An 18,300-nucleotide genomic window follows, 5' to 3' on the forward strand; every position below is an offset into this window, starting at 1 on the left:
ATCTCCGATGTAAAAAACGTTGTCAGTTTAAATAATGGCGTTATCATGTCAACCAAAACGAATCAAAAAAGGTTTACATGAAAGTGATTATGACCCCTTCAGATCTTGAATTTGATCAGCGCCATATTTGGCATCCATATACCTCAATGACACATCCACTTCCCACTTATCCTGTCGTCTCCGCCACAGGTGTGGAGCTGGTTTTATCAGACGGTCGCACATTGATTGATGGTATGTCTTCATGGTGGGCCGCTATCCACGGTTATCACCATCCAGTTCTCAATGAGGCGGCAAAATTACAGATCGATAAGATGTCACATGTTATGTTTGGCGGTATAACTCATCCTCCTGCGGTTGAACTGTGCAGACAATTGGTGGCGATAACACCGGATACTTTGGAGTGTGTTTTTCTGGCGGATTCAGGATCTGTCGCCGTAGAAGTCGCCCTGAAAATGGCATTGCAATACTGGCAAGCCAAAGGGAAAAAACGCCATCGTTTCCTCACCCTGCGTCAGGGTTATCATGGTGATACTTTTGGTGCTATGTCGGTTTGCGATCCAGACAACTCCATGCATAACCTGTACAAAGGCTATCTCCCCAATCATCTGTTTGCCGATGCTCCGCAATGCCAGTTTGGTGATGAATGGCAGTCGGAAGATATTGATTCTTTGAAACGATTATTACTGCAATATCATGATGAAATTGCGGCCGTGATTTTAGAACCCATTGTTCAGGGGGCTGGTGGGATGCGGATTTACCATCCTGAATACCTACGCCAGGTTCGTCAGCTTTGTGATGAATATCAGCTTTTATTAATTGCAGATGAAATTGCTACCGGATTTGGGCGAACTGGCAAGTTATTCGCCTGTGAACACGCACAGATCGAACCCGATATATTGTGCTTAGGCAAGGCATTGACGGGAGGATATATGACATTATCTGCAACTCTGACTACCCGCCATGTTGCTGAAACAATCAGCCAAAGTGAAGCGGGCTGTTTTATGCATGGCCCTACGTTTATGGGCAATCCTCTGGCTTGTGCCGTCGCCAGTGCCAGCCTGAAATTGCTTACTGATAGTCCGTGGCAACAACGTATTCAATCCATTGAAATTCAATTAAAAAAGGAATTATTCCCCCTCAAATCACACAGATTAGTCAAAGATGTCCGGGTTTTGGGTGCGATAGGTGTTGTTGAAATGAAACAGCCCGTAAATGTTGCTTCATTACAACGCCATTTTGTCCGGCATGGGGTGTGGATCAGGCCATTTGGCCGGTTAATTTACCTGATGCCACCTTATATTATTCAACCAGAACAACTGTCAAAACTGACAAATGCCATTACGGATGCAATAAATTAAAGAAGAATATATCCAGTCATATTATGTGACTGGAATAAATAGATTTAATTATTATATTTCTAATAAAAAACAAAGCATATTAAATGCATTTCTAAACGACAATCACTGACAAATATTAATTACCAAAACAGAGGCTATTGCGTCACTTAAAAAGAAATTATTTGGTATATTCATGACGTAACCACGCTCATTTAAACAAAGAGGAAAATATCATGAATAGAGAAAATTTGATCACATCTTCCAATGAAGAAATGCAAGATGTATTTGAACTATCCAGAAATAAATATGAACAAGAAATTTTACATTACGAAACTCTGGCAAAAGAAAAACCTGAATTAGCCCATTTGTTTGCAGAAAATGTCAAACCAGATTCATTAACCAGCCCTACCCTGCAACAAACAGAATTTGTCAGTGGGTATTTTAACATTAACACATATTATCAATATGGTAGCTATCCTTTTATCCAGCTATCATCTAACTCTGCCATCATTGGACATCAACCCAATACAGGGAAAAAAACCAATTTTAATGGCTATATTCAGGGAGGGTATAATACACCTCTATTGAATTTTAATAATATTCATCTTGGTGGTGTCGTAAAATATCCTTATTCCATTATCAACGCCCCATTAAATATTCAACTTTATATTTACCCAAGAAATATTATATTACGTCTGTTAAAAGGAAATATTTATTTGGGAGATTTATATTCTGTACAACAAAATCACATATTAATCACATATCCTATTGTTTTATCTGGTGTCGGATCTTTTAATTTGATCCAACATCAATAAGTTGTATTCAGTTATTATCTTAGCGTCAATTTTTTGGCACAAGGAATAGCGTCCAGTCACAGAACTCTGTGACTGGAAGTTGAATAACTTACAATGCTAATACGGTAACCCACATCGGGCCTTTGCCAACCGGATAACGCGCCAGTTGCGTTAATTCCCCCGAATATTTGTCAATGCGTGATATGGCAATGTGATCCGATTTCTGCCCTGATGCAATCAGGAAATGGCCACTGTGATCGATGGCAAAACCACGAGGCTGAGCCTCTGTCGGATAATGGCCGACTAAGGTCAGATGGTAGCCATTTTCTGACACGCGGAAATGGCTGATCAGGCTCTCTGAACGTTCACTGGTATAAAGGTGTCGGCCATCCGGTGTGATGTGAATATCTGCCGACCAACGAACGTTGGAAAAATCGCTCGGCAGCGAATCAACTGATTGCACGATACGGTATTTTTCCCATTTACGCAGAACATCAACCGTTGAGTCCAATTCATTAATGCAATAGATAGCCTGTTTGTTCGGATGGAATGCCATATGGCGTGGACCTGCACCTGCTGCTGTCGCAATTTCATCTGTCCGGCTTTCTGTCAGACAGCCCTGCGCATCCAGATTAAAAATACGGATATGATCTTCTTTCAGACAGGGAACTAACAATTGACGATTTTCTCGATTAATATTGGCTGAGTGCGGCGCTTGCAAACCTTCGACAATTTGGCTTGGTGCTTTAGCAATTCCATTTTCATCAATAGGATGGACGCTTAAGTTATTGAAGCTGTAAGAAGCAGAAAATAAAAAATGCCCTGCTCTGTCAGTGGATATATGGGTCGGGCTACCCGGCAATGGTGCAATGGCTTGCTGTTCAAGACGCCCATCTGCTCCAATTGCATAAGTGACAATACTAAATTGCGGACGAATTCCCACATACAAGTGTTTGCCATCAGGGTTGACAACCATTGGCTGTACTTCACCTGGCACAGTGACGGTTTGGATAAGCGCAAGTTCCCCTGCCTTATTAAGTGACCATACGTGAATTTGTCGGCTACTTGGGCTGGCTGTATAAACCACCTGTTTCATATTCTCTCCTTAATACTTCATTGCCATTTTATTGATCTGTAAAGACTCTTAAAAAATTTTAACTGCTAGACTGCCCATATGACGGTTTAACTCTATTCAACTGACGTATAATCTATTGTTTATATCATAGACAACCCAGAGGCCAACTCATGTCGTATCGCGTTATCGCGCTGGATCTTGATGGAACACTGCTCGATCCACAAAAACGTATTCTGCCAGAATCACTGGCAGCCCTAAATGAAGCCCGCCAGTCAGGTATCAAAGTTTTGATTGTCACTGGACGCCATCATGTCGCCATCCATCCTTTCTATCAAGCATTGCAACTCGATACGCCTGCTATCTGCTGCAATGGGACTTATTCATATGATTATCATGCTAAGAAAGTATTGGCCTCTGATCCGCTCTCCGTTCAAGAAGCCTCTCAAGCACTTTCCTATCTGCAAGACACGGAGATTCAGCATCTGATGTATGTTGATGATGCCATTTTATATCAATTTCCTCACACTGTAGTCCGAACCCTTGCATGGTCGGATTCTCTGCCTGAACACCAACGTCCTAATGTCCAGCAAACAGAGAATTTTCACGATGCAATCCACAATGTGAGTGCTATTTGGAAGTTCGCTACCAGCTCATCCAATTTAGTGAAACTGCGTGAGATTAGTGAACAAATTGAGGAAAATGTTGGCCTTGAGTGTGAATGGTCATGGTTTGATCAGGTAGATATCGCCAGGAAAGGCAATAGCAAAGGCATACGGTTACAGCAATGGGTGGAATCGCAAGGCATGAGCATGAAAGATGTGATTGCTTTTGGTGATAATTATAACGATCTCAGTATGCTGGAGAACGTTGGGTTAGGTGTCGCGATGGGTAATGGCGTTGATGCCGTTAAAGAACGGGCAGATATTGTTACACGGGATAATACTCAACCCGGCATTGCTGAAGTTCTGAGAAGATACGTACTGTAATTCAATTCAACGGGAGCAAATCAGTCCACCGCTCTGCTCCCTATATATAATGTCCTACCTATTTATAGGTGACGATTCAACGAAACACTTTTTATCTGCGCATATAGCCATTGCCCTGCCCGCAAATTAAGCTCTTCCCGCGCCCACGGCGTAATTCTTGCCCACAGGCTATGTTCACTCAATGCTAATTTGACATCAACCTGACCATTATCTTCGAAAAACTCAATGACTTTGACTTGCAAGGTGTTACGGATGCTGCTGGCTTTTGGTGGCTCCAAGACCAACGAAACATCAGATGCATCAATGCGGATACGCAGATCAGTTCCTGGAGAAACATTAACTTGTGGCAACCAAAGAAGTTTGTCAGCCACCGCGACTGCGGTCATTTGATAACGTTGATGATATTCCATCACAGAAACTTTTAGTATGCTACCCAAACTCTCTTTTTGCAGCCACGGACGCAGTGCACTGCTCGACCAGACTTCCTCCAGGGTGCCTGTCGCCCTGATTTTTCCGTTGTCCATGACAATAACGTTCTCTGCCAGACGTAAAATTTCATCCAAACTGTGACTGACATAGAGGATCGGGATTTTGACGTCTTCCAGACAACTTTTCAAGATAAGGTAATAACTCACGTTTACGTGGTAAATCTAATGATGCCAGTGGTTCATCCATAAGCAGGATTTCAGGGGCAGTCAATAATGCACGCCCAATTGCTACTCTCTGTCTTTCTCCACCAGATAATGTGATGGGGAAACGTGACAGCAAATGTGCAATGCCCAACAGGTCAATGATGCTGTCAAACTGGGGTTTCATCTCTGGCGCCATGCCATATTGTAAGTTTCCCTTCACGCGATAATGCGGGAAAAGGCGCGCATCCTGAAAAACATAACCAATTCGGCGCTTCTCTGGTGGTACAAAGATATTTTGTTCTGTATCCACTAAGGTCACCCCGTTTAAAACAATGCGGCCTTTTTGTGGACGGCTCAATCCCGCAATCACATTGATCAGTGAGGTTTTCCCTGCCCCGGAAAGACCAAATATGGCGGTAATGCTTTCTGTCGGCAAAGTGGTATCCACCTGCATGTGCAGCTCCCCCAAACGCTGCTCAAAATTCAACTCTAACATGCTGCCCCCAAACGTTTTCTGCCCCAACGTGTCAGCCATTCGGAAAGCATCAATGAAACCAAAGCCAATACAATAGCAATGACACATAAACGGGCGGCGGCGGTTTCAGCGCCTGGCGTTTCTATCAAGGTATACATGGCAAGGGGAATGGTTCGGGTTTCCCCCGGAATATTGGAAACAAAGGTAATGGTGGCACCAAACTCGCCTAGCGAACGGGCGAACGCCAATACTACGCCAACAATGATGCCGGGTAATGACAACGGCAGAGTAATGGTGAAAAAGACTTTAAGCGAACCGGCCCCCAAAGTACGGGCAGCCTGTTCCAAGCGCCGATCAATGCTCTCCAATGACAACCGAATGGCCCTGACCATCAGCGGAAAGGCTACCACAGCCGAAGCTAATGCCGCGCCTGTCCAATTAAACGCAAAACTGATCCCAAACCAGTCATAAAGAAATTCACCAATGACTCCGCGCCGCCCCATGCTGATAAGCAACAAATATCCCACCACCACTGGCGGTAATACCAGTGGCAGATGAATAATGCTGTCAAGCAGGGATTTGCCAACAAACTGGCAACGAGCCAGCATCCATGCCATTAAGATCCCAAATGGCAAACTGAATAGCACAGCAATCGCTGAGATTTTTAAGCTCAGTAAAATTGCCTGCCATTCATATTCACTTAACATCTCCAAAAGATCCGTTCCTACAGTGGACTAAAGCCGTAACGTTTAAAAATGACAGCGGCTTCAGGGGTTTTAAGATAATCATAAAAATCGCGAACTGCCTGTTTTTCATGACCTTTGACTATTGCCATCGGATATTCCACCGGTTTATGGCTTTCAGGTGGGAAAACACCCACAACTTTCACCTTATTGCTGGCAACGGCATCAGAGCCATAAACAATGCCCAGCGGGGCTTCGGCACGTTCTACCAGCGCCATCCCACTACGCACATTGTTAGTGCGTGCCATCAGTGGATTAACCGTATCCCATGCATGCAAATATTGCAGTGATTCTTTAGCATAAATACCAACTGGCACATGATCAGGATCGCCAACCGCTAATCGCCCTCCCGCCAGCAAAGACTTCCATTTTGTTTCTCGGTTGATCTCAACTTGGTTCAATTGACTCTCTTTCGGAGCAATCAGGACTAGCTGGTTACCCAACAAGGTATGACGAGTATTCTCGGCAATTAATTGTTTGTCAGTAGCGTAATTCATCCACTGCTGATCGGCAGAAATAAACATATCCGCCGGAGCTCCCTGAGCTATCTGGCGAGCCAGTGTTGATGATGAAGCATAAGAGGCAACAATATTGCCCCGTTGCGCTTTTTTATATTGTGCCGCAATATCATCCAATGCATTGGTTAATGAAGCCGCGGCAAAAACCGTTACTTTATCTGCTGCCCAGACGTTTCCAGCAAGCGCAAAAGAAACCACAGCCCCTGTCAGCAACTGATAAACTTTATTTTTCATTTTATCCTCACCTAAGATCACCAATATGGTGCGTTGTATATAACAAGATACAACGTTAAATGAAAACGCTATTCTGAGATTAATCGGCAAGTTGTGAGCCAGTTTTAGCTTTTATGTTGATCTCAATGCAAAAGTGACATATGAAAAGTTGCATATAAAGAAAAGGCAGGAATGGATGATTACCCGGGTAACCGGGTAATAGAAATTACAAAGCTCAAGACTAACGACTGGTATTTTCTGTTTTGGAGATACAATTGAACAATCCTCCAAGCCCGTAAATCAACGCCAAAATAGTCGCCATCACCACGGGGACCATGATCAGCGCAAATCCCATACTTTTAAGCAATTCAAACATGCTAACCTCATATCCTGAGTGACTAATAAATCAACTGTGTTATATCTGAATCTGACATAACACAACGTTAATTGGGTTATTCTAGACAATAAAACAGTAACAGTAACCGACGAAACGTGCGATTCTTAAGGTTCTGTTGTAAAAACTCTCAAATAGTTACCCTAAATAAATCACTATGCAAGCCCAAATATTGTTAACACTAAAATTGCAACAACGCCTGTTTGCTGATCCCCGACGAATTGCGTTACTTAAGCAAATTAAAATCACGGGTTCTATCAGCCAAGGCGCAAAACAGGCTGGGATCAGCTATAAAAGCGCCTGGGATGCCATCAATGAAATGAATCAGCTCGCCGATGAGATCCTGGTTGAACGTGCCACGGGCGGAAAAGGCGGCGGCGGGACCCAACTGACTCATTATGGTGAACGTCTGTTGCAGCTTTATGATTTTCTGGAGAAAATTCAACAAAAAGCGTTTGATGTTTTGAAAGAGGATTCCCTGCCTCTGGACAGCTTGCTTGCGGCTATATCTCGTTTTTCGTTACAAACCAGCGCCCGAAATCAATTTTTTGGTACGATCATTGGCCGTAGCCACGCAAATATTCAACAACATGTTCGTGTTCTGCTGGCAGATGGTAAAACATCAATCTATGCAGCGCTAACGGAGCAAAGTGCCAATCGATTGAATTTAGTCAACGGGAAAGAAGTTTTGGTGTTAATTAAAGCGCCGTGGATAACCTTAACTAAAGATCATCTCTCTTCTGCTTCATTCGATAATATCCTATCCAGCCAAATCAGCCATATTGAAACAGGAGCAGAATACAGTGAAATTATTCTGACACTCGATGGCGGTGAATCCCTTTGCGCTACGTTATCTAACCAGGAAGTGGCACGTTTGCAGCTCCAACCCTATGATTCTGTTATTGCACTTTTCGATGCTGATAAAGTGATTATTGCCACCTTATGCTAAATCAATTGCAAAAGTGATTAACCCTTGATGAATAACAAACAGCTACACATTGACATTGAACATTATTCCGCTTATTTCTGGTGATCCTTTAATTGATGTTGCTTAAAAAGGAAGAAGAATGTCTGAATTGCAAATAACGCAAGGTAGTTTCCGTTTAAGTGACACCCGTACCCTACGGCTACCGTCACTGAAAATGATTTCTGGGGAAAGTTGGGCTTTTGTTGGCGCAAATGGCAGTGGAAAATCTTCATTGGCGCGTGCACTGTCAGGTGAATTAATCCAACTGGCAGGTGACCGTCATTGTTCGTTTCGCACACCAATACGTCTGTCTTTCGAACAATTACAAAAACTGATTGATGAAGAGTGGCAACGCAACAATACAGATTTGTTCAGTGAAGGAGAAGAGGATACGGGACGTACTGCCGCAGACATCATTCAACTTCACCATAAAGATAATGAGTTGTGCCTTGAATTAAGTGAGTATTTTGGTATTAAAAATTTACTCTCGCGACGATTCAAATACCTTTCAACAGGAGAAGTTCGTAAAGTTTTGCTATGTCAGGCATTAATGGTAAACCCGGACCTGCTTATCCTTGATGAACCTTTTGATGGCTTAGACCGTTATGCCCGAGATCAACTCTCCCAATTATTAAGTTCTCTGGCTGCGAAAGGCATTACTTTAGTTTTAATCTTAACCCGATTCCATGAAATTCCTGATTTTATCGAACAAGTCGGTGTACTGGCGGATTGCCACCTGACGCTGGCCGGAAAGAAAGAACGCATTTTAGCAGAATCTCTCGTGGCACAGTTAGCACACAGTGAAGGGCTGAAAAATATTCGTCTTCCCGAAACCGATGAATACCGGGTTGATGAACAACTTCCAGCTGATCAACCGTTAGTGTCAATGCGTGATGTTATTGTCCAATACAATGATAAACCCATTTTGCACGACTTAAGCTGGCAAGTGAACCCTAATGAACACTGGCAAATCATCGGTGAAAATGGCGCCGGAAAATCGACACTTCTTAACCTGATTACGGGCGATCACCCGCAAGGTTACAGCAATGAGTTAATATTATTTGGCCGACAGCGGGGAAGTGGTGAAACAATTTGGGACATCAAACGCCACATTGGTTATGTCAGTAACAGTATTCATCTGGAGTATCGCGTCAGTACCAGCGTTCGCAATGTTATTCTATCGGGTTTCTTCGATTCAATAGGACTTTATCAGGCCGTTTCAGATCGACAGCAACAGTTAGCCGATGAATGGCTGGATTTATTGGGGTTATCGGGAGCAACAGCAACTAGCCCGTTTCATAGTCTGTCATGGGGGCAACAGAGGCTGGTTTTGATTGCTCGCGCTCTGGTGAAGCATCCCGCTTTATTGATCCTGGATGAACCTTTGCAAGGGCTTGATCCTCTAAACCGCCAGTTAGTCCTGCGCTTCATTGATATCATGATTGCTAATGGTGATACGCAGCTTCTGTTTGTCTCTCATCATCAAGAAGATGCGCCACAGTGCATTACCCATCGCCTGCGATTTATTCCTGACGGTGATATTTATCGGTATGAAACTGAAAATATTTTCTTAGAATCGCTGTAATCTTCATTCTTCGCTCAACATATTACGATGATCCCTCTCTTGATGGAGAGGGTTCCTGTACCGTTTTATTTAATCCTTTAATAAAATCAAGTCATATTTTTTTGGTATTTTTTATTATTATTTTTGAATTTTTTAACCATTACTATAAAATCACCGTCCATTTTTAGACTATTTCATTGGTTTTTTTAAAGATAATAGGGAATTATATGGCTTGGGCATTACTTGCCATCGCATTGGCTCTTTTAGAGAGTCGCCAGAAAATTGCTTTTTTCGTCGCACTCTTCGCTATCATTGCTGGGATCAGCACTAACGTGCTTACCTATCCTGCTATCATCACGCTGACAGCGATGTCTCTTTTAGGTATGGCATATATTTATTGCCAAAAAAACAGCAAAAAACATTTTGTCCCCAAAATCGTTATAGAGTTGTTGTTGCTCGTCGGTGGTATTTTACTGTTTGTGCATTACATTCCAGGATTCCATAATCTCAAGTATCTGGATAAAGTGCAGGCAGGCCCGCTCAGCGCACCTTTTTCAATGTATTTCAACTTTGACAAGGCGCTGCTGCCATTTATCTTAATATTCTGTATGCCTACTCTGTTCATCCGAAAACCTTTGGTTGATGCGCCTGCTCACGGATGGGCATTATTGATCGCAGCTATTCCAGCGTTATTATGGCTTGCAACCGTATTAGGCGGATTATCCGTTGAACTCCATTTACCGAATTGGTTCCCAGCTTTTGTTATCGCGAATCTGTTCTTTGTCTCTTTGGCTGAAGAGGCACTGTTTCGTGGCTATATTCAGCAGAAGCTCAGTCAATGGATGAATCCTTACTTAGCCCTTGCCATTACCTCCCTACTGTTTGGCGCTGCCCATTTTGCTGGTGGCGGTTTGCTGATGATTTTTGCTACGCTGGCAGGGTTAATTTATGGTCTGACCTGGCTGTGGAGTGGGCGTTTATGGGTGGCTGTTGCTTTCCATTTTTCACTCAATCTGATGCATCTGCTATTTTTCACCTACCCAATAAAATCAGTAGTCATGCATTAAACTGAATTCCATTTGATCTGAATTGTCTCTCTCTATTCGGGGACAGTTCAGATCATAAACTGCCTGCTATCTCCTTACTTCCAGATATATAATCGCCATAATTATCATCAAACATGATTTTAAACAGGAGATACGAGACTATTGTTTGCCGTTTTGGCCTGTAGCGCCCTATAATGCCCGCCGCGATCTTTTCATTTTGTATTAAAAAGTACTGATAGGAGTTTAAGCTATGGCTGTAACTAAACTGGTTCTTGTAAGGCACGGAGAAAGCGAGTGGAACAAAGAGAACCGTTTTACTGGCTGGACTGACGTTGAATTGTCCGACAAAGGCCGCTCGGAAGCACAACAAGCAGGTCTTCTACTGAAAGAAGAAGGTTTCACTTTTGATTTCGCCTACACTTCTGTTCTAAAACGTGCTATTCACACTTTGTGGAACATTCTGGATCAGGTTGATCAGCAATGGCTGCCAGTTGAAAAAAGCTGGAAACTAAATGAACGTCACTACGGCGCATTACAAGGTCTGGATAAAGCAGAAACCGCAGCCAAATACGGTGATGATCAAGTTAAATTGTGGCGTCGTGGCTTCGCTATTACACCTCCTGATTTGACCAAAGATGATGAACGTTACCCAGGCCATGATCCTCGTTACGCCAGCCTGAAACCAGAAGAGTTCCCAGTTACTGAAAGCCTTGCTACTACGATTGAACGTGTTATTCCTTATTGGGAAGAAGTTATCAAGCCACGCGTAGAAAAAGGCGAAAAAGTCATTATCGCCGCTCACGGTAACTCTCTGCGTGCATTGGTGAAGTATCTGGATAATATGAGTGAAGAAGAAATTCTTGAACTGAATATTCCAACTGCTGTACCACTGGTTTATGAGTTTGATGAGAACATGAAGCCTATCAAACACTACTATCTGGGTAACGCTGCTGAAATCGCCGCAAAAGCGGCGGCAGTTGCGAATCAGGGTAAGGCGAAGTAATCCTCAAAAGTTGCATAAAAAGAATGTTAAAAGCCGGACTGATGCCCGGCTTTTTATGGCTATTTTTGCGATAAATTAGCTTCTGCGACTTTGAACGGCCTGAGACAACTGACGCAGTAACATTTCGGTATCTTCCCAACCAATACAGCCGTCGGTCACACTTTGACCATAAACCAAAGGATTACCATTCTCTAAGCTTTGATTTCCTTCAACCAAGTGACTTTCAACCATAACACCCATGATCGCATTCTCACCACCCGCAATCTGACCGCAGACATCAACACCGACATCCATTTGTCTTTTGAACTGTTTCGCGCTATTTGCATGACTGAAATCAATCATCACTCGGGGAGGCAAACCCGCTTTTTTTAGCCCTTCTTTAACGGCACTGACATGTTCGGCGCTGTAATTAGGCTCTTTGCCACCACGCAGAATAATATGGCAATCTTGGTTGCCTATTGTATTAACAATCGCTGAGTGGCCCCATTTCGTGACAGACAAGAAACAGTGCGATGAACTCGCTGAATTAATCGCATCGATAGCGACTTTAATTGTTCCATCTGTGCCATTTTTGAAACCAACTGGACAGGACAACCCCGATGCCAATTCGCGATGAATTTGAGACTCCGTTGTACGTGCCCCTATCGCGCCCCAGCTCATGAGATCGGCTAAATACTGAGGAGTGATCATATCCAGGAATTCACCTGCCGCAGGTAGTCCCATATTATTAATATCAAGCAATAATTTACGGGCTGTACGTAATCCGCCATTGATATTAAAACTGCAATCCATGCCTGGATCGTTAATCAACCCTTTCCAGCCGATAGTTGTACGGGGCTTTTCAAAGTAAACCCGCATGATAATTTCCAAATCGGCTTTCAATTCCTCACGTAATTTACTCAAACGCTCTGCATATTCTAATGCCGCTTGTGGATCATGAATTGAACATGGACCAATCACTACCAATAGACGATCATCTTCACCAATTAAAATATTATGAATAGATTCACGTGCATTACGAACAGTAATAGCACTTTCTTCTGTCGCCGGAAATTTTTCGAGTAATGCAACTGGTGGCAATAATTCCGTTATTTTTCTTATTCTTATATCGTCATTCTGGTAATTCATTATCCTTTCACCTAATACGTTTACAGTTATTTAAAATAATTTTGTGATCTCAATCTAACTGTTAGGCGTTGTTCTGTAAATAATCTTTGTGAGTAAAAATAGAATACTTTTTTATGGAAAATGCTATTGAAAGTAAAAGTGATGTTAATTCAAATAAATAGACAAATAAGAAAAGAATGTTTTGTAGAAAAATATCAAATAACAGGCCATAGAACGTTAATTATCTATGGCCGATGATCGCGTTTAATTTACACTTTCTTTTGGATGTTATCCGCTTGTTTCGCTGCTTTGATCCACAGGCGAGCGCCATTCAATGCAATGCCTGTCAAAATAATATATTGCAGCGACATCGCCAAAACGCCTTGATAGTAATAAATCACGACACTGATAACATCGATGATGACCCAAATCAGCCAATTCTCTACATGCTTACGCGTCATCAGTATCATTGCCACAATGGATAATACAGTCATCACTGAATCCCAGAATGGGAAAGCATCAGGCTGTAAATCAGGCATGATGATATTAAAGCCCATACCCTGTAGGGCGAGTACTACCACTTTTGCCATATAACCAAATATTTGATCGATATTAAATGTCATGATTAATATGGCAAAGATGGAAACCGCAGCAAAAACAGCCATCTGTTTAGGGTTGAGCCACCGAATTTTAAGCTCTATTTGTTTTTGCTCATTGACTCGGCTCCATGCATACCAACCATAGATATTAGCCGCGAAGAAAAAGATTTGCAGAATAAGGCTAGCGTAGAGTTGAATTTGAAAGAAGATGACAGCGAATAGTGAAACATTAATTAATCCAAACAGGTAATTAATGATTTTTTCCTGACTAGCGAGCCAAATACATAACAGCCCTGCTATCGTACCAATCGCTTCAATATATGAAAGGTTATAGCCGCCCGTTCCTAGTGGTATATGTACTAATATGTTATCAATGTTGAAAAAATCCATACTTTCTTATCCTTACCATAAATAATGTTTAGTATATCAATACAACAAACATGAAATTACGAGATAAATAGGCTGGTTTGCGCTTTGTTGTTTTACATACTAAACAAGATAGCGAATTTAAGAAAAAAAGTCTTTAATTATTTTAACGATTTAAAAACGATAAGGAAAAAATGTGAAGTCAGTAATCAACTTATTAAGTTATCTGCTGCATAATTGATTAAAAGTCAATTGTTGTTCTACCGACTGAGCTAACGACCTATCTAAGGCGTGTTGAGATAAAAATTTAGATGGTGGGTCGTGCAGGATTCGAACCTGCGACCAATTGATTAAAAGTCAACTGCTCTACCGACTGAGCTAACGACCCATCTAAGGAGTACTTGAGGTGAGAGTTTAGATGGTGGGTCGTGCAGGATTCGAACCTGCGACCAATTGATTAAAAGTCAACTGCTCTACCGACTGAGCTAACGACCCATCTAAATCTGTTTGGCAGTTATCCTTGCCAACGGCGGCATATATTACTGATTTCTCAGCATGACGCAACATCTATTTTAGAAAACTTGTTTAAATGCTTATTTAGCAGTCAATTATCCCCCAAAAGACCAATATCTGACCTTTCGGGGATAATTATTACATCCCGGAAAGCTTTTTCTCGGCCATTTTGGCTGCATTAGTACCAGGATATTGCTTAACCACCTGCTGATAAACCGCTTTCGCTTTATCCTTTTGCCCTTTTTCCTGCATGATTAAACCAACTTTATACAGGGAATCACTGCTTTTTTGTGACTTGGGGTAGTCTTTTACGACAGTGGCAAAATAATAAGCCGCATCGTCTTTCTTGCCTTTGTTGTAATTCAACTGCCCTAACCAATAATTGGCATTCGGCAAATACTTAGACTTGGGATAGGATTTGGCAAAGTTTTGAAATGCTACAATCGCTTTATCATATTCTTTGGTGTTGATAGCCAAAGAAACGGCGGCATCGTAATCACTTTTTTCACTTCCTGTACTCGCCGACGCAGCAGATTGTTTATTCCCAGCCGGTGCCGAAGACGCAGCTTACGATTTTCTGGCTCTGAACTCTCTGCACTGGATGGATTAGTGATTTTATCCAATTGCAGATAAAGATCTTTTTGCCGCTCAACAATCTGATTTAATTGATACTGGTTTTCCTGAATTTGACCACGGAGTGTATCGATATCACGTTGAGAATCAGAAAGCTGTTGCTGGAGCTGGGTTAATAATTGACTATGAGCGTCAGAAATACGCTCTAATTGGGAGAGGCGCTCATCTGTGGAGCCTGAGCCGACATTACTGATTGGCGCTCGGGCGGTAGCGGCCCAAGGAGCCGCTACGCCAACCAATAACGACAGACCCAACATATAACGTCTGAAGTTACTGTTCATGCATTACTCTTAGTATACGATCACAGCGCGACGGTTTTTCGCATATGCTGCTTCGTCATGGCCAAGTACAGCTGGTTTTTCTTTACCGTAAGAAACGATAGCAAGCTGATCAGCGGAAACGCCTTTGCCTTGCAGATACATTTTCACTGCGTTCGCACGACGCTCACCCAGAGCAATGTTGTACTCTGGAGTACCACGCTCGTCCGCGTGACCTTCGATAGTCACTTTAACAGATGGGTTAGTACGCAGGAAGGCTGCGTGTGCATCCAACATCTGAGCAAATTCGCTGTTGACGTCGTACTTATCGAAACCGAAGTATACGATGTTGTTGTTTTGCAGCTCTTGCATCTGCTGACGTGCTAATTCTTCAGCAGACAAAGTCTTAGAAGAATTATCAACTGTGCTTACACCAGACTGATCATTATTGCCAGTTTTGTTAGAACTACACGCTGCTACGGCCATGATTGGTAAAGCTAACATCAGCCCTTTTAGCACTTTGTTCAGTTGCATCTCTTTGATCCTTTTATAGTTTGCCATACATATTATTATGCATCACAGATACGGCGACCAGGCAGGGGATTTTACCTGTCCATCGGTAGCCGGAAGACGCGCTTTGAAACGCCCATCAGTCGAAACTAGCTGCAATACAGTTCCCCACCCTTGAGTGGAGCTATAAATCACCATAGTGCCATTAGGTGCGATGCTCGGCGTTTCATCCAGAAACGTATCTGTCAAGACTTGGACAGATCCCGTTGCCAGATCCTGTTTGGCGATATGCTGACTGCCACTCGCTGAGCTAACCATCACAATAAAACTACCGTCAGGGCTAACATCTGCATCTTGGTTTTGTGGTCCTTCCCAAGTTAGGCGTTGTGGAGCACCGCCATTAATATCGATTTTATACAATTGTGGACGCCCACCCTGATCTGAGGTATAGACCAGTGTCTGGCTATCCGGCATCCAGCTTGGTTCAGTATTATTACTGCGGCCATCAGTGATCTGACGGATTTGACCAGACGCTAAATCCATCACATAAAGATTCAAACTACCGGTTTTAGATAGTGCAAAGGCAAGCTTAGTCCCATCTGGAGAAAATGCGGGTGCTCCGTTATGACGCGGAAATGAAGCTACCTGACGCACTGCACCTGTTGCCAGGGTTTGAATAATCAGCGAGGAGCGGCCACCTTCAAATGTAACATAGGCAAGTTTGGCAGCATCTGGCGACCAGGCTGGTGACATCAATGGGTCCGGTGAGCTATGTACGGTAAATTGATTATAACCATCATAATCAGAAACACGCAGCTCATTTCGATACTTACCTGCACTGTTATTTTTAACGACATAAGCTATACGGGTAGTAAATGCACCTCTAATGCCTGTCAGTTTTTCAAATACCTGATTACTGGCTGTATGTGCCGCGAAACGTAACCATTTCTTTTCAACTGTGAATTGTTCTTGTGCCAATACCGTTCCTGGTGCACCAGCAACGTCAACAAGCTGATAAGAAACCAGAAATTTACCATCTGCACTGGGTTGAATATGTCCAACAACAACTGAATCGATCCCCAACGCAGCCCATGCGGCAGGCGTTACCTCTGATGCAGTAGTCGGTTGTTGCGGCATACGAGCAGAATCAATCGGATTAAATTTTCCACTGTTTCTCAAATCCGCAGCAATAATTGAACCAATATTTTCAGGTGATTCACCTGCCCCAGTCCATTTAAATGGGACAACCCCAATAGGACGGGCAGAATCAACACCCTGTGTAATTTCAATGCGAACCTCTGCATGAGCAAGTGCTGCCCACATTACCAGAAAGCCCAATATGACTTTAAACATCTGTTTAAAAGTTTGCTTCATCATCTCTCCCTTATCGCGATCTTTTATCTGCCGCAATAATCCGCCGGATTCTAACAAACGCCAACAAACAAAACTAGATACCTAAATAAAATCTAATAATTTTGTTTGTACATATAAATTATTCGAAAGTTTGCTTAGAGCATAACGATTATCTACCAAACATTTAACTTACTGCGGTTTAAATTCTAGTGTGAAACTCTTAAAATATTCATAAACCTCTTTGCTTGGTGGAGGCGGCATTTTTTTTGCCAAATTAGCGGCAGTAATTGCGGCTCGACATAACGCCGGATCACCCGCTCCCGCTTTGATATCAATCAGTAATCCATCTGGCGCCAGCTTTATATTTAAATCACAAGTACGGCCGATATACAGGCTTGGATCACGAAAATTCTGCTGGATCGCAGCCTGAATCTGTCCCTTGTAATTGTTGATATCAGAATCCGAAGGGCCGCTTTTCTTACCGCCACCTTTTCCTGCCGCAGTCGCTCCCCCCTGCTTAGGTGTATTAGACGTTAATCCACCTAACAGATCATTAACCGTTTGAGCTTGCTTTGCTGCTTCTGCCTTGGCTTTTGCTTTAGCCTCTGCTTCTGCCGCTGCCTTGGCCTTAGCTTCTGTTTTAGCTTTTGCCTCAGCCGCTGCTTTACGTTTTGCCGCCTCTTCCGCTTCTTTCTTCGCCTGGGCTTCCGCTTTCTGTCGGGCTTCCGCTTGCTCTTTTAAAATTCGTTCTTTTTCTGCCAGTGCTTTTGCCGCCGCTTCTTCTGCCTGCTTTTGATCTTCACGCGCTTTAGCAGCAGCAGCCTCAGACTGTTTTTTCTGCGCTTCAGCTTCCTGCAATGCTTTAATTCGCTCTTCTTCAGCCGCTTTCAAACGTTCCTGTTCTTCCGCCTGCTTTGCCCGCAATTCAGCCGCCTGTTGTTCAGCTTTTTTCTTCCGCTGTTGTTCAGCTAACTTTGCATTGGCCTGTTGCTGTTGCTGCTGGTTATATTGCTGAACGACCGCATTCGGATCAACCATAACAGCATCAATGACAGTGCCGCTTTGTCCACCGCCTCCCATTTCTGTTTTTTGCACCAAAGAACCCCAAATCAGAAATCCGATCAGGATAATGTGCAATATTACCGAAATGATAATAGCGCGATTCAGCCTATTATTTTGCTCGCTTGTCTTTCCCACGTTCAACATCCAGAAACT

General features: G+C 42.9%; 16 protein-coding genes, 2 tRNA genes and 2 pseudogenes. 7 read left to right on the plus strand and 13 right to left on the minus strand.

Annotated elements, in window-relative coordinates; genetic code table 11:
* The first annotated feature begins 89 nt into the window (after positions 1–89).
* Positions 90–1,358 (plus strand): adenosylmethionine--8-amino-7-oxononanoate transaminase, encoded by a 1,269-nt coding sequence (gene bioA / locus ACSJJG_RS12545; protein ID WP_481089577.1) that lies wholly within the window; start codon positions 90–92, stop codon positions 1,356–1,358.
* A gap of 212 nt (positions 1,359–1,570) precedes the next feature.
* On the plus strand, positions 1,571–2,152 hold the full coding sequence (locus tag ACSJJG_RS12550) for a hypothetical protein (protein WP_481089578.1): 582 nt from the start codon (positions 1,571–1,573) through the stop codon (positions 2,150–2,152).
* Between the two features lie 88 nt (positions 2,153–2,240).
* Here ACSJJG_RS12550 and pgl read toward each other — a convergent pair whose 3' ends face one another.
* Positions 2,241–3,227 (minus strand): 6-phosphogluconolactonase, encoded by a 987-nt coding sequence (gene pgl / locus ACSJJG_RS12555; RefSeq protein ID WP_481089579.1) that lies wholly within the window; start codon positions 3,225–3,227, stop codon positions 2,241–2,243.
* Positions 3,228–3,376: 149 nt separating this feature from the next.
* Here pgl and ACSJJG_RS12560 point away from each other — a divergent pair, with 149 nt between their 5' ends.
* Positions 3,377–4,192, plus strand: coding sequence for a pyridoxal phosphatase (locus ACSJJG_RS12560; RefSeq protein WP_481089580.1), 816 nt, complete (start codon positions 3,377–3,379; stop codon positions 4,190–4,192).
* A gap of 62 nt (positions 4,193–4,254) precedes the next feature.
* Here ACSJJG_RS12560 and modC read toward each other — a convergent pair.
* The 4 genes and pseudogenes from modC to ACSJJG_RS12580 form a co-directional block, all read right to left on the minus strand.
* A pseudogene (gene modC, locus ACSJJG_RS12565) lies at positions 4,255–5,320 on the minus strand (molybdenum ABC transporter ATP-binding protein ModC).
* The gene (gene modB / locus ACSJJG_RS12570; RefSeq protein WP_481089581.1) at positions 5,314–6,006 is read right to left on the minus strand and encodes a molybdate ABC transporter permease subunit; all 693 of its coding nucleotides are present in this window, start codon (positions 6,004–6,006) and stop codon (positions 5,314–5,316) included. Before modB ends, modC begins: the two are co-directional and overlap by 7 nt.
* A gap of 17 nt (positions 6,007–6,023) precedes the next feature.
* On the minus strand, positions 6,024–6,794 hold the full coding sequence (gene modA / locus ACSJJG_RS12575) for a molybdate ABC transporter substrate-binding protein (protein WP_481089582.1): 771 nt from the start codon (positions 6,792–6,794) through the stop codon (positions 6,024–6,026).
* Positions 6,795–7,014: 220 nt separating this feature from the next.
* Positions 7,015–7,149, minus strand: coding sequence for an AcrZ family multidrug efflux pump-associated protein (locus ACSJJG_RS12580; RefSeq protein ID WP_481089583.1), 135 nt, complete (start codon positions 7,147–7,149; stop codon positions 7,015–7,017).
* 175 nt (positions 7,150–7,324) lie between these two features.
* Between ACSJJG_RS12580 and modE the strand changes: the two genes are divergently transcribed.
* The 4 genes from modE (at position 7,325) to gpmA (ending at position 11,747) form a co-directional block, all read left to right on the plus strand.
* Positions 7,325–8,116, plus strand: coding sequence for a molybdenum-dependent transcriptional regulator (modE, locus tag ACSJJG_RS12585; RefSeq protein WP_481089584.1), 792 nt, complete (start codon positions 7,325–7,327; stop codon positions 8,114–8,116).
* Between the two features lie 118 nt (positions 8,117–8,234).
* Complete coding sequence (gene modF / locus ACSJJG_RS12590; protein WP_481089585.1) at positions 8,235–9,719, plus strand: molybdate ABC transporter ATP-binding protein ModF; 1,485 nt, start codon at positions 8,235–8,237, stop codon at positions 9,717–9,719.
* A gap of 206 nt (positions 9,720–9,925) precedes the next feature.
* Complete coding sequence (locus ACSJJG_RS12595) at positions 9,926–10,765, plus strand: CPBP family intramembrane glutamic endopeptidase (protein WP_481089586.1); 840 nt, start codon at positions 9,926–9,928, stop codon at positions 10,763–10,765.
* Between the two features lie 229 nt (positions 10,766–10,994).
* Positions 10,995–11,747 carry a 2,3-diphosphoglycerate-dependent phosphoglycerate mutase gene (gene gpmA, locus ACSJJG_RS12600; protein WP_481089587.1) on the plus strand — a complete coding sequence of 251 codons (753 nt, stop codon included), beginning with the start codon at positions 10,995–10,997 and terminating at the stop codon, positions 11,745–11,747.
* Between the two features lie 75 nt (positions 11,748–11,822).
* On the opposite strand, the gene aroG is transcribed toward gpmA, so the two are convergent.
* The 8 genes and pseudogenes from aroG to tolA all read right to left on the minus strand — a co-directional run bounded on the left by aroG (position 11,823) and on the right by tolA (position 18,282).
* A complete protein-coding gene (gene aroG, locus ACSJJG_RS12605; protein ID WP_481089588.1) occupies positions 11,823–12,875 on the minus strand; it encodes a 3-deoxy-7-phosphoheptulonate synthase AroG in 1,053 nt (350 codons plus the stop codon).
* A 248-nt stretch (positions 12,876–13,123) separates the two neighbouring features.
* Complete coding sequence (pnuC, locus tag ACSJJG_RS12610; protein ID WP_481089589.1) at positions 13,124–13,843, minus strand: nicotinamide riboside transporter PnuC; 720 nt, start codon at positions 13,841–13,843, stop codon at positions 13,124–13,126.
* Between the two features lie 288 nt (positions 13,844–14,131).
* Positions 14,132–14,207: transfer RNA gene (locus ACSJJG_RS12615), tRNA-Lys, on the minus strand.
* Between the two features lie 31 nt (positions 14,208–14,238).
* Positions 14,239–14,314 (minus strand) — tRNA-Lys (locus tag ACSJJG_RS12620).
* Positions 14,315–14,470: 156 nt separating this feature from the next.
* Positions 14,471–15,246 (minus strand): annotated as a pseudogene (gene cpoB, locus ACSJJG_RS12625) (cell division protein CpoB).
* A gap of 9 nt (positions 15,247–15,255) precedes the next feature.
* Positions 15,256–15,756, minus strand: coding sequence for a peptidoglycan-associated lipoprotein Pal (pal, locus tag ACSJJG_RS12630; protein WP_481089590.1), 501 nt, complete (start codon positions 15,754–15,756; stop codon positions 15,256–15,258).
* Between the two features lie 42 nt (positions 15,757–15,798).
* Positions 15,799–17,085 carry a Tol-Pal system beta propeller repeat protein TolB gene (gene tolB, locus ACSJJG_RS12635; protein ID WP_481090437.1) on the minus strand — a complete coding sequence of 429 codons (1,287 nt, stop codon included), beginning with the start codon at positions 17,083–17,085 and terminating at the stop codon, positions 15,799–15,801.
* Between the two features lie 189 nt (positions 17,086–17,274).
* Positions 17,275–18,282 (minus strand): cell envelope integrity protein TolA, encoded by a 1,008-nt coding sequence (gene tolA / locus ACSJJG_RS12640; RefSeq protein ID WP_481089591.1) that lies wholly within the window; start codon positions 18,280–18,282, stop codon positions 17,275–17,277.
* Positions 18,283–18,300: the final 18 nt, after the last annotated feature.

This window comes from Xenorhabdus sp. SGI 60, from assembly GCF_056632175.1.

Excerpts from the sequence above, each read along its gene's own strand:
- bioA (WP_481089577.1), top strand. The coding sequence starts at position 90 with ATGACCCCTTCAGATCTTGAATTTGATCAGCGCCATATTTGGCATCCA.
- ACSJJG_RS12550 (WP_481089578.1), top strand. The coding sequence starts at position 1,571 with ATGAATAGAGAAAATTTGATCACATCTTCCAATGAAGAAATGCAAGAT.
- pgl (WP_481089579.1), bottom strand. The coding sequence starts at position 3,227 with ATGAAACAGGTGGTTTATACAGCCAGCCCAAGTAGCCGACAAATTCAC.
- ACSJJG_RS12560 (WP_481089580.1), top strand. The coding sequence starts at position 3,377 with ATGTCGTATCGCGTTATCGCGCTGGATCTTGATGGAACACTGCTCGAT.
- modB (WP_481089581.1), bottom strand. The coding sequence starts at position 6,006 with ATGTTAAGTGAATATGAATGGCAGGCAATTTTACTGAGCTTAAAAATC.
- modA (WP_481089582.1), bottom strand. The coding sequence starts at position 6,794 with ATGAAAAATAAAGTTTATCAGTTGCTGACAGGGGCTGTGGTTTCTTTT.
- ACSJJG_RS12580 (WP_481089583.1), bottom strand. The coding sequence starts at position 7,149 with ATGTTTGAATTGCTTAAAAGTATGGGATTTGCGCTGATCATGGTCCCC.
- modE (WP_481089584.1), top strand. The coding sequence starts at position 7,325 with ATGCAAGCCCAAATATTGTTAACACTAAAATTGCAACAACGCCTGTTT.
- modF (WP_481089585.1), top strand. The coding sequence starts at position 8,235 with ATGTCTGAATTGCAAATAACGCAAGGTAGTTTCCGTTTAAGTGACACC.
- ACSJJG_RS12595 (WP_481089586.1), top strand. The coding sequence starts at position 9,926 with ATGGCTTGGGCATTACTTGCCATCGCATTGGCTCTTTTAGAGAGTCGC.
- gpmA (WP_481089587.1), top strand. The coding sequence starts at position 10,995 with ATGGCTGTAACTAAACTGGTTCTTGTAAGGCACGGAGAAAGCGAGTGG.
- aroG (WP_481089588.1), bottom strand. The coding sequence starts at position 12,875 with ATGAATTACCAGAATGACGATATAAGAATAAGAAAAATAACGGAATTA.
- pnuC (WP_481089589.1), bottom strand. The coding sequence starts at position 13,843 with ATGGATTTTTTCAACATTGATAACATATTAGTACATATACCACTAGGA.
- pal (WP_481089590.1), bottom strand. The coding sequence starts at position 15,756 with ATGCAACTGAACAAAGTGCTAAAAGGGCTGATGTTAGCTTTACCAATC.
- tolB (WP_481090437.1), bottom strand. The coding sequence starts at position 17,085 with ATGTTTAAAGTCATATTGGGCTTTCTGGTAATGTGGGCAGCACTTGCT.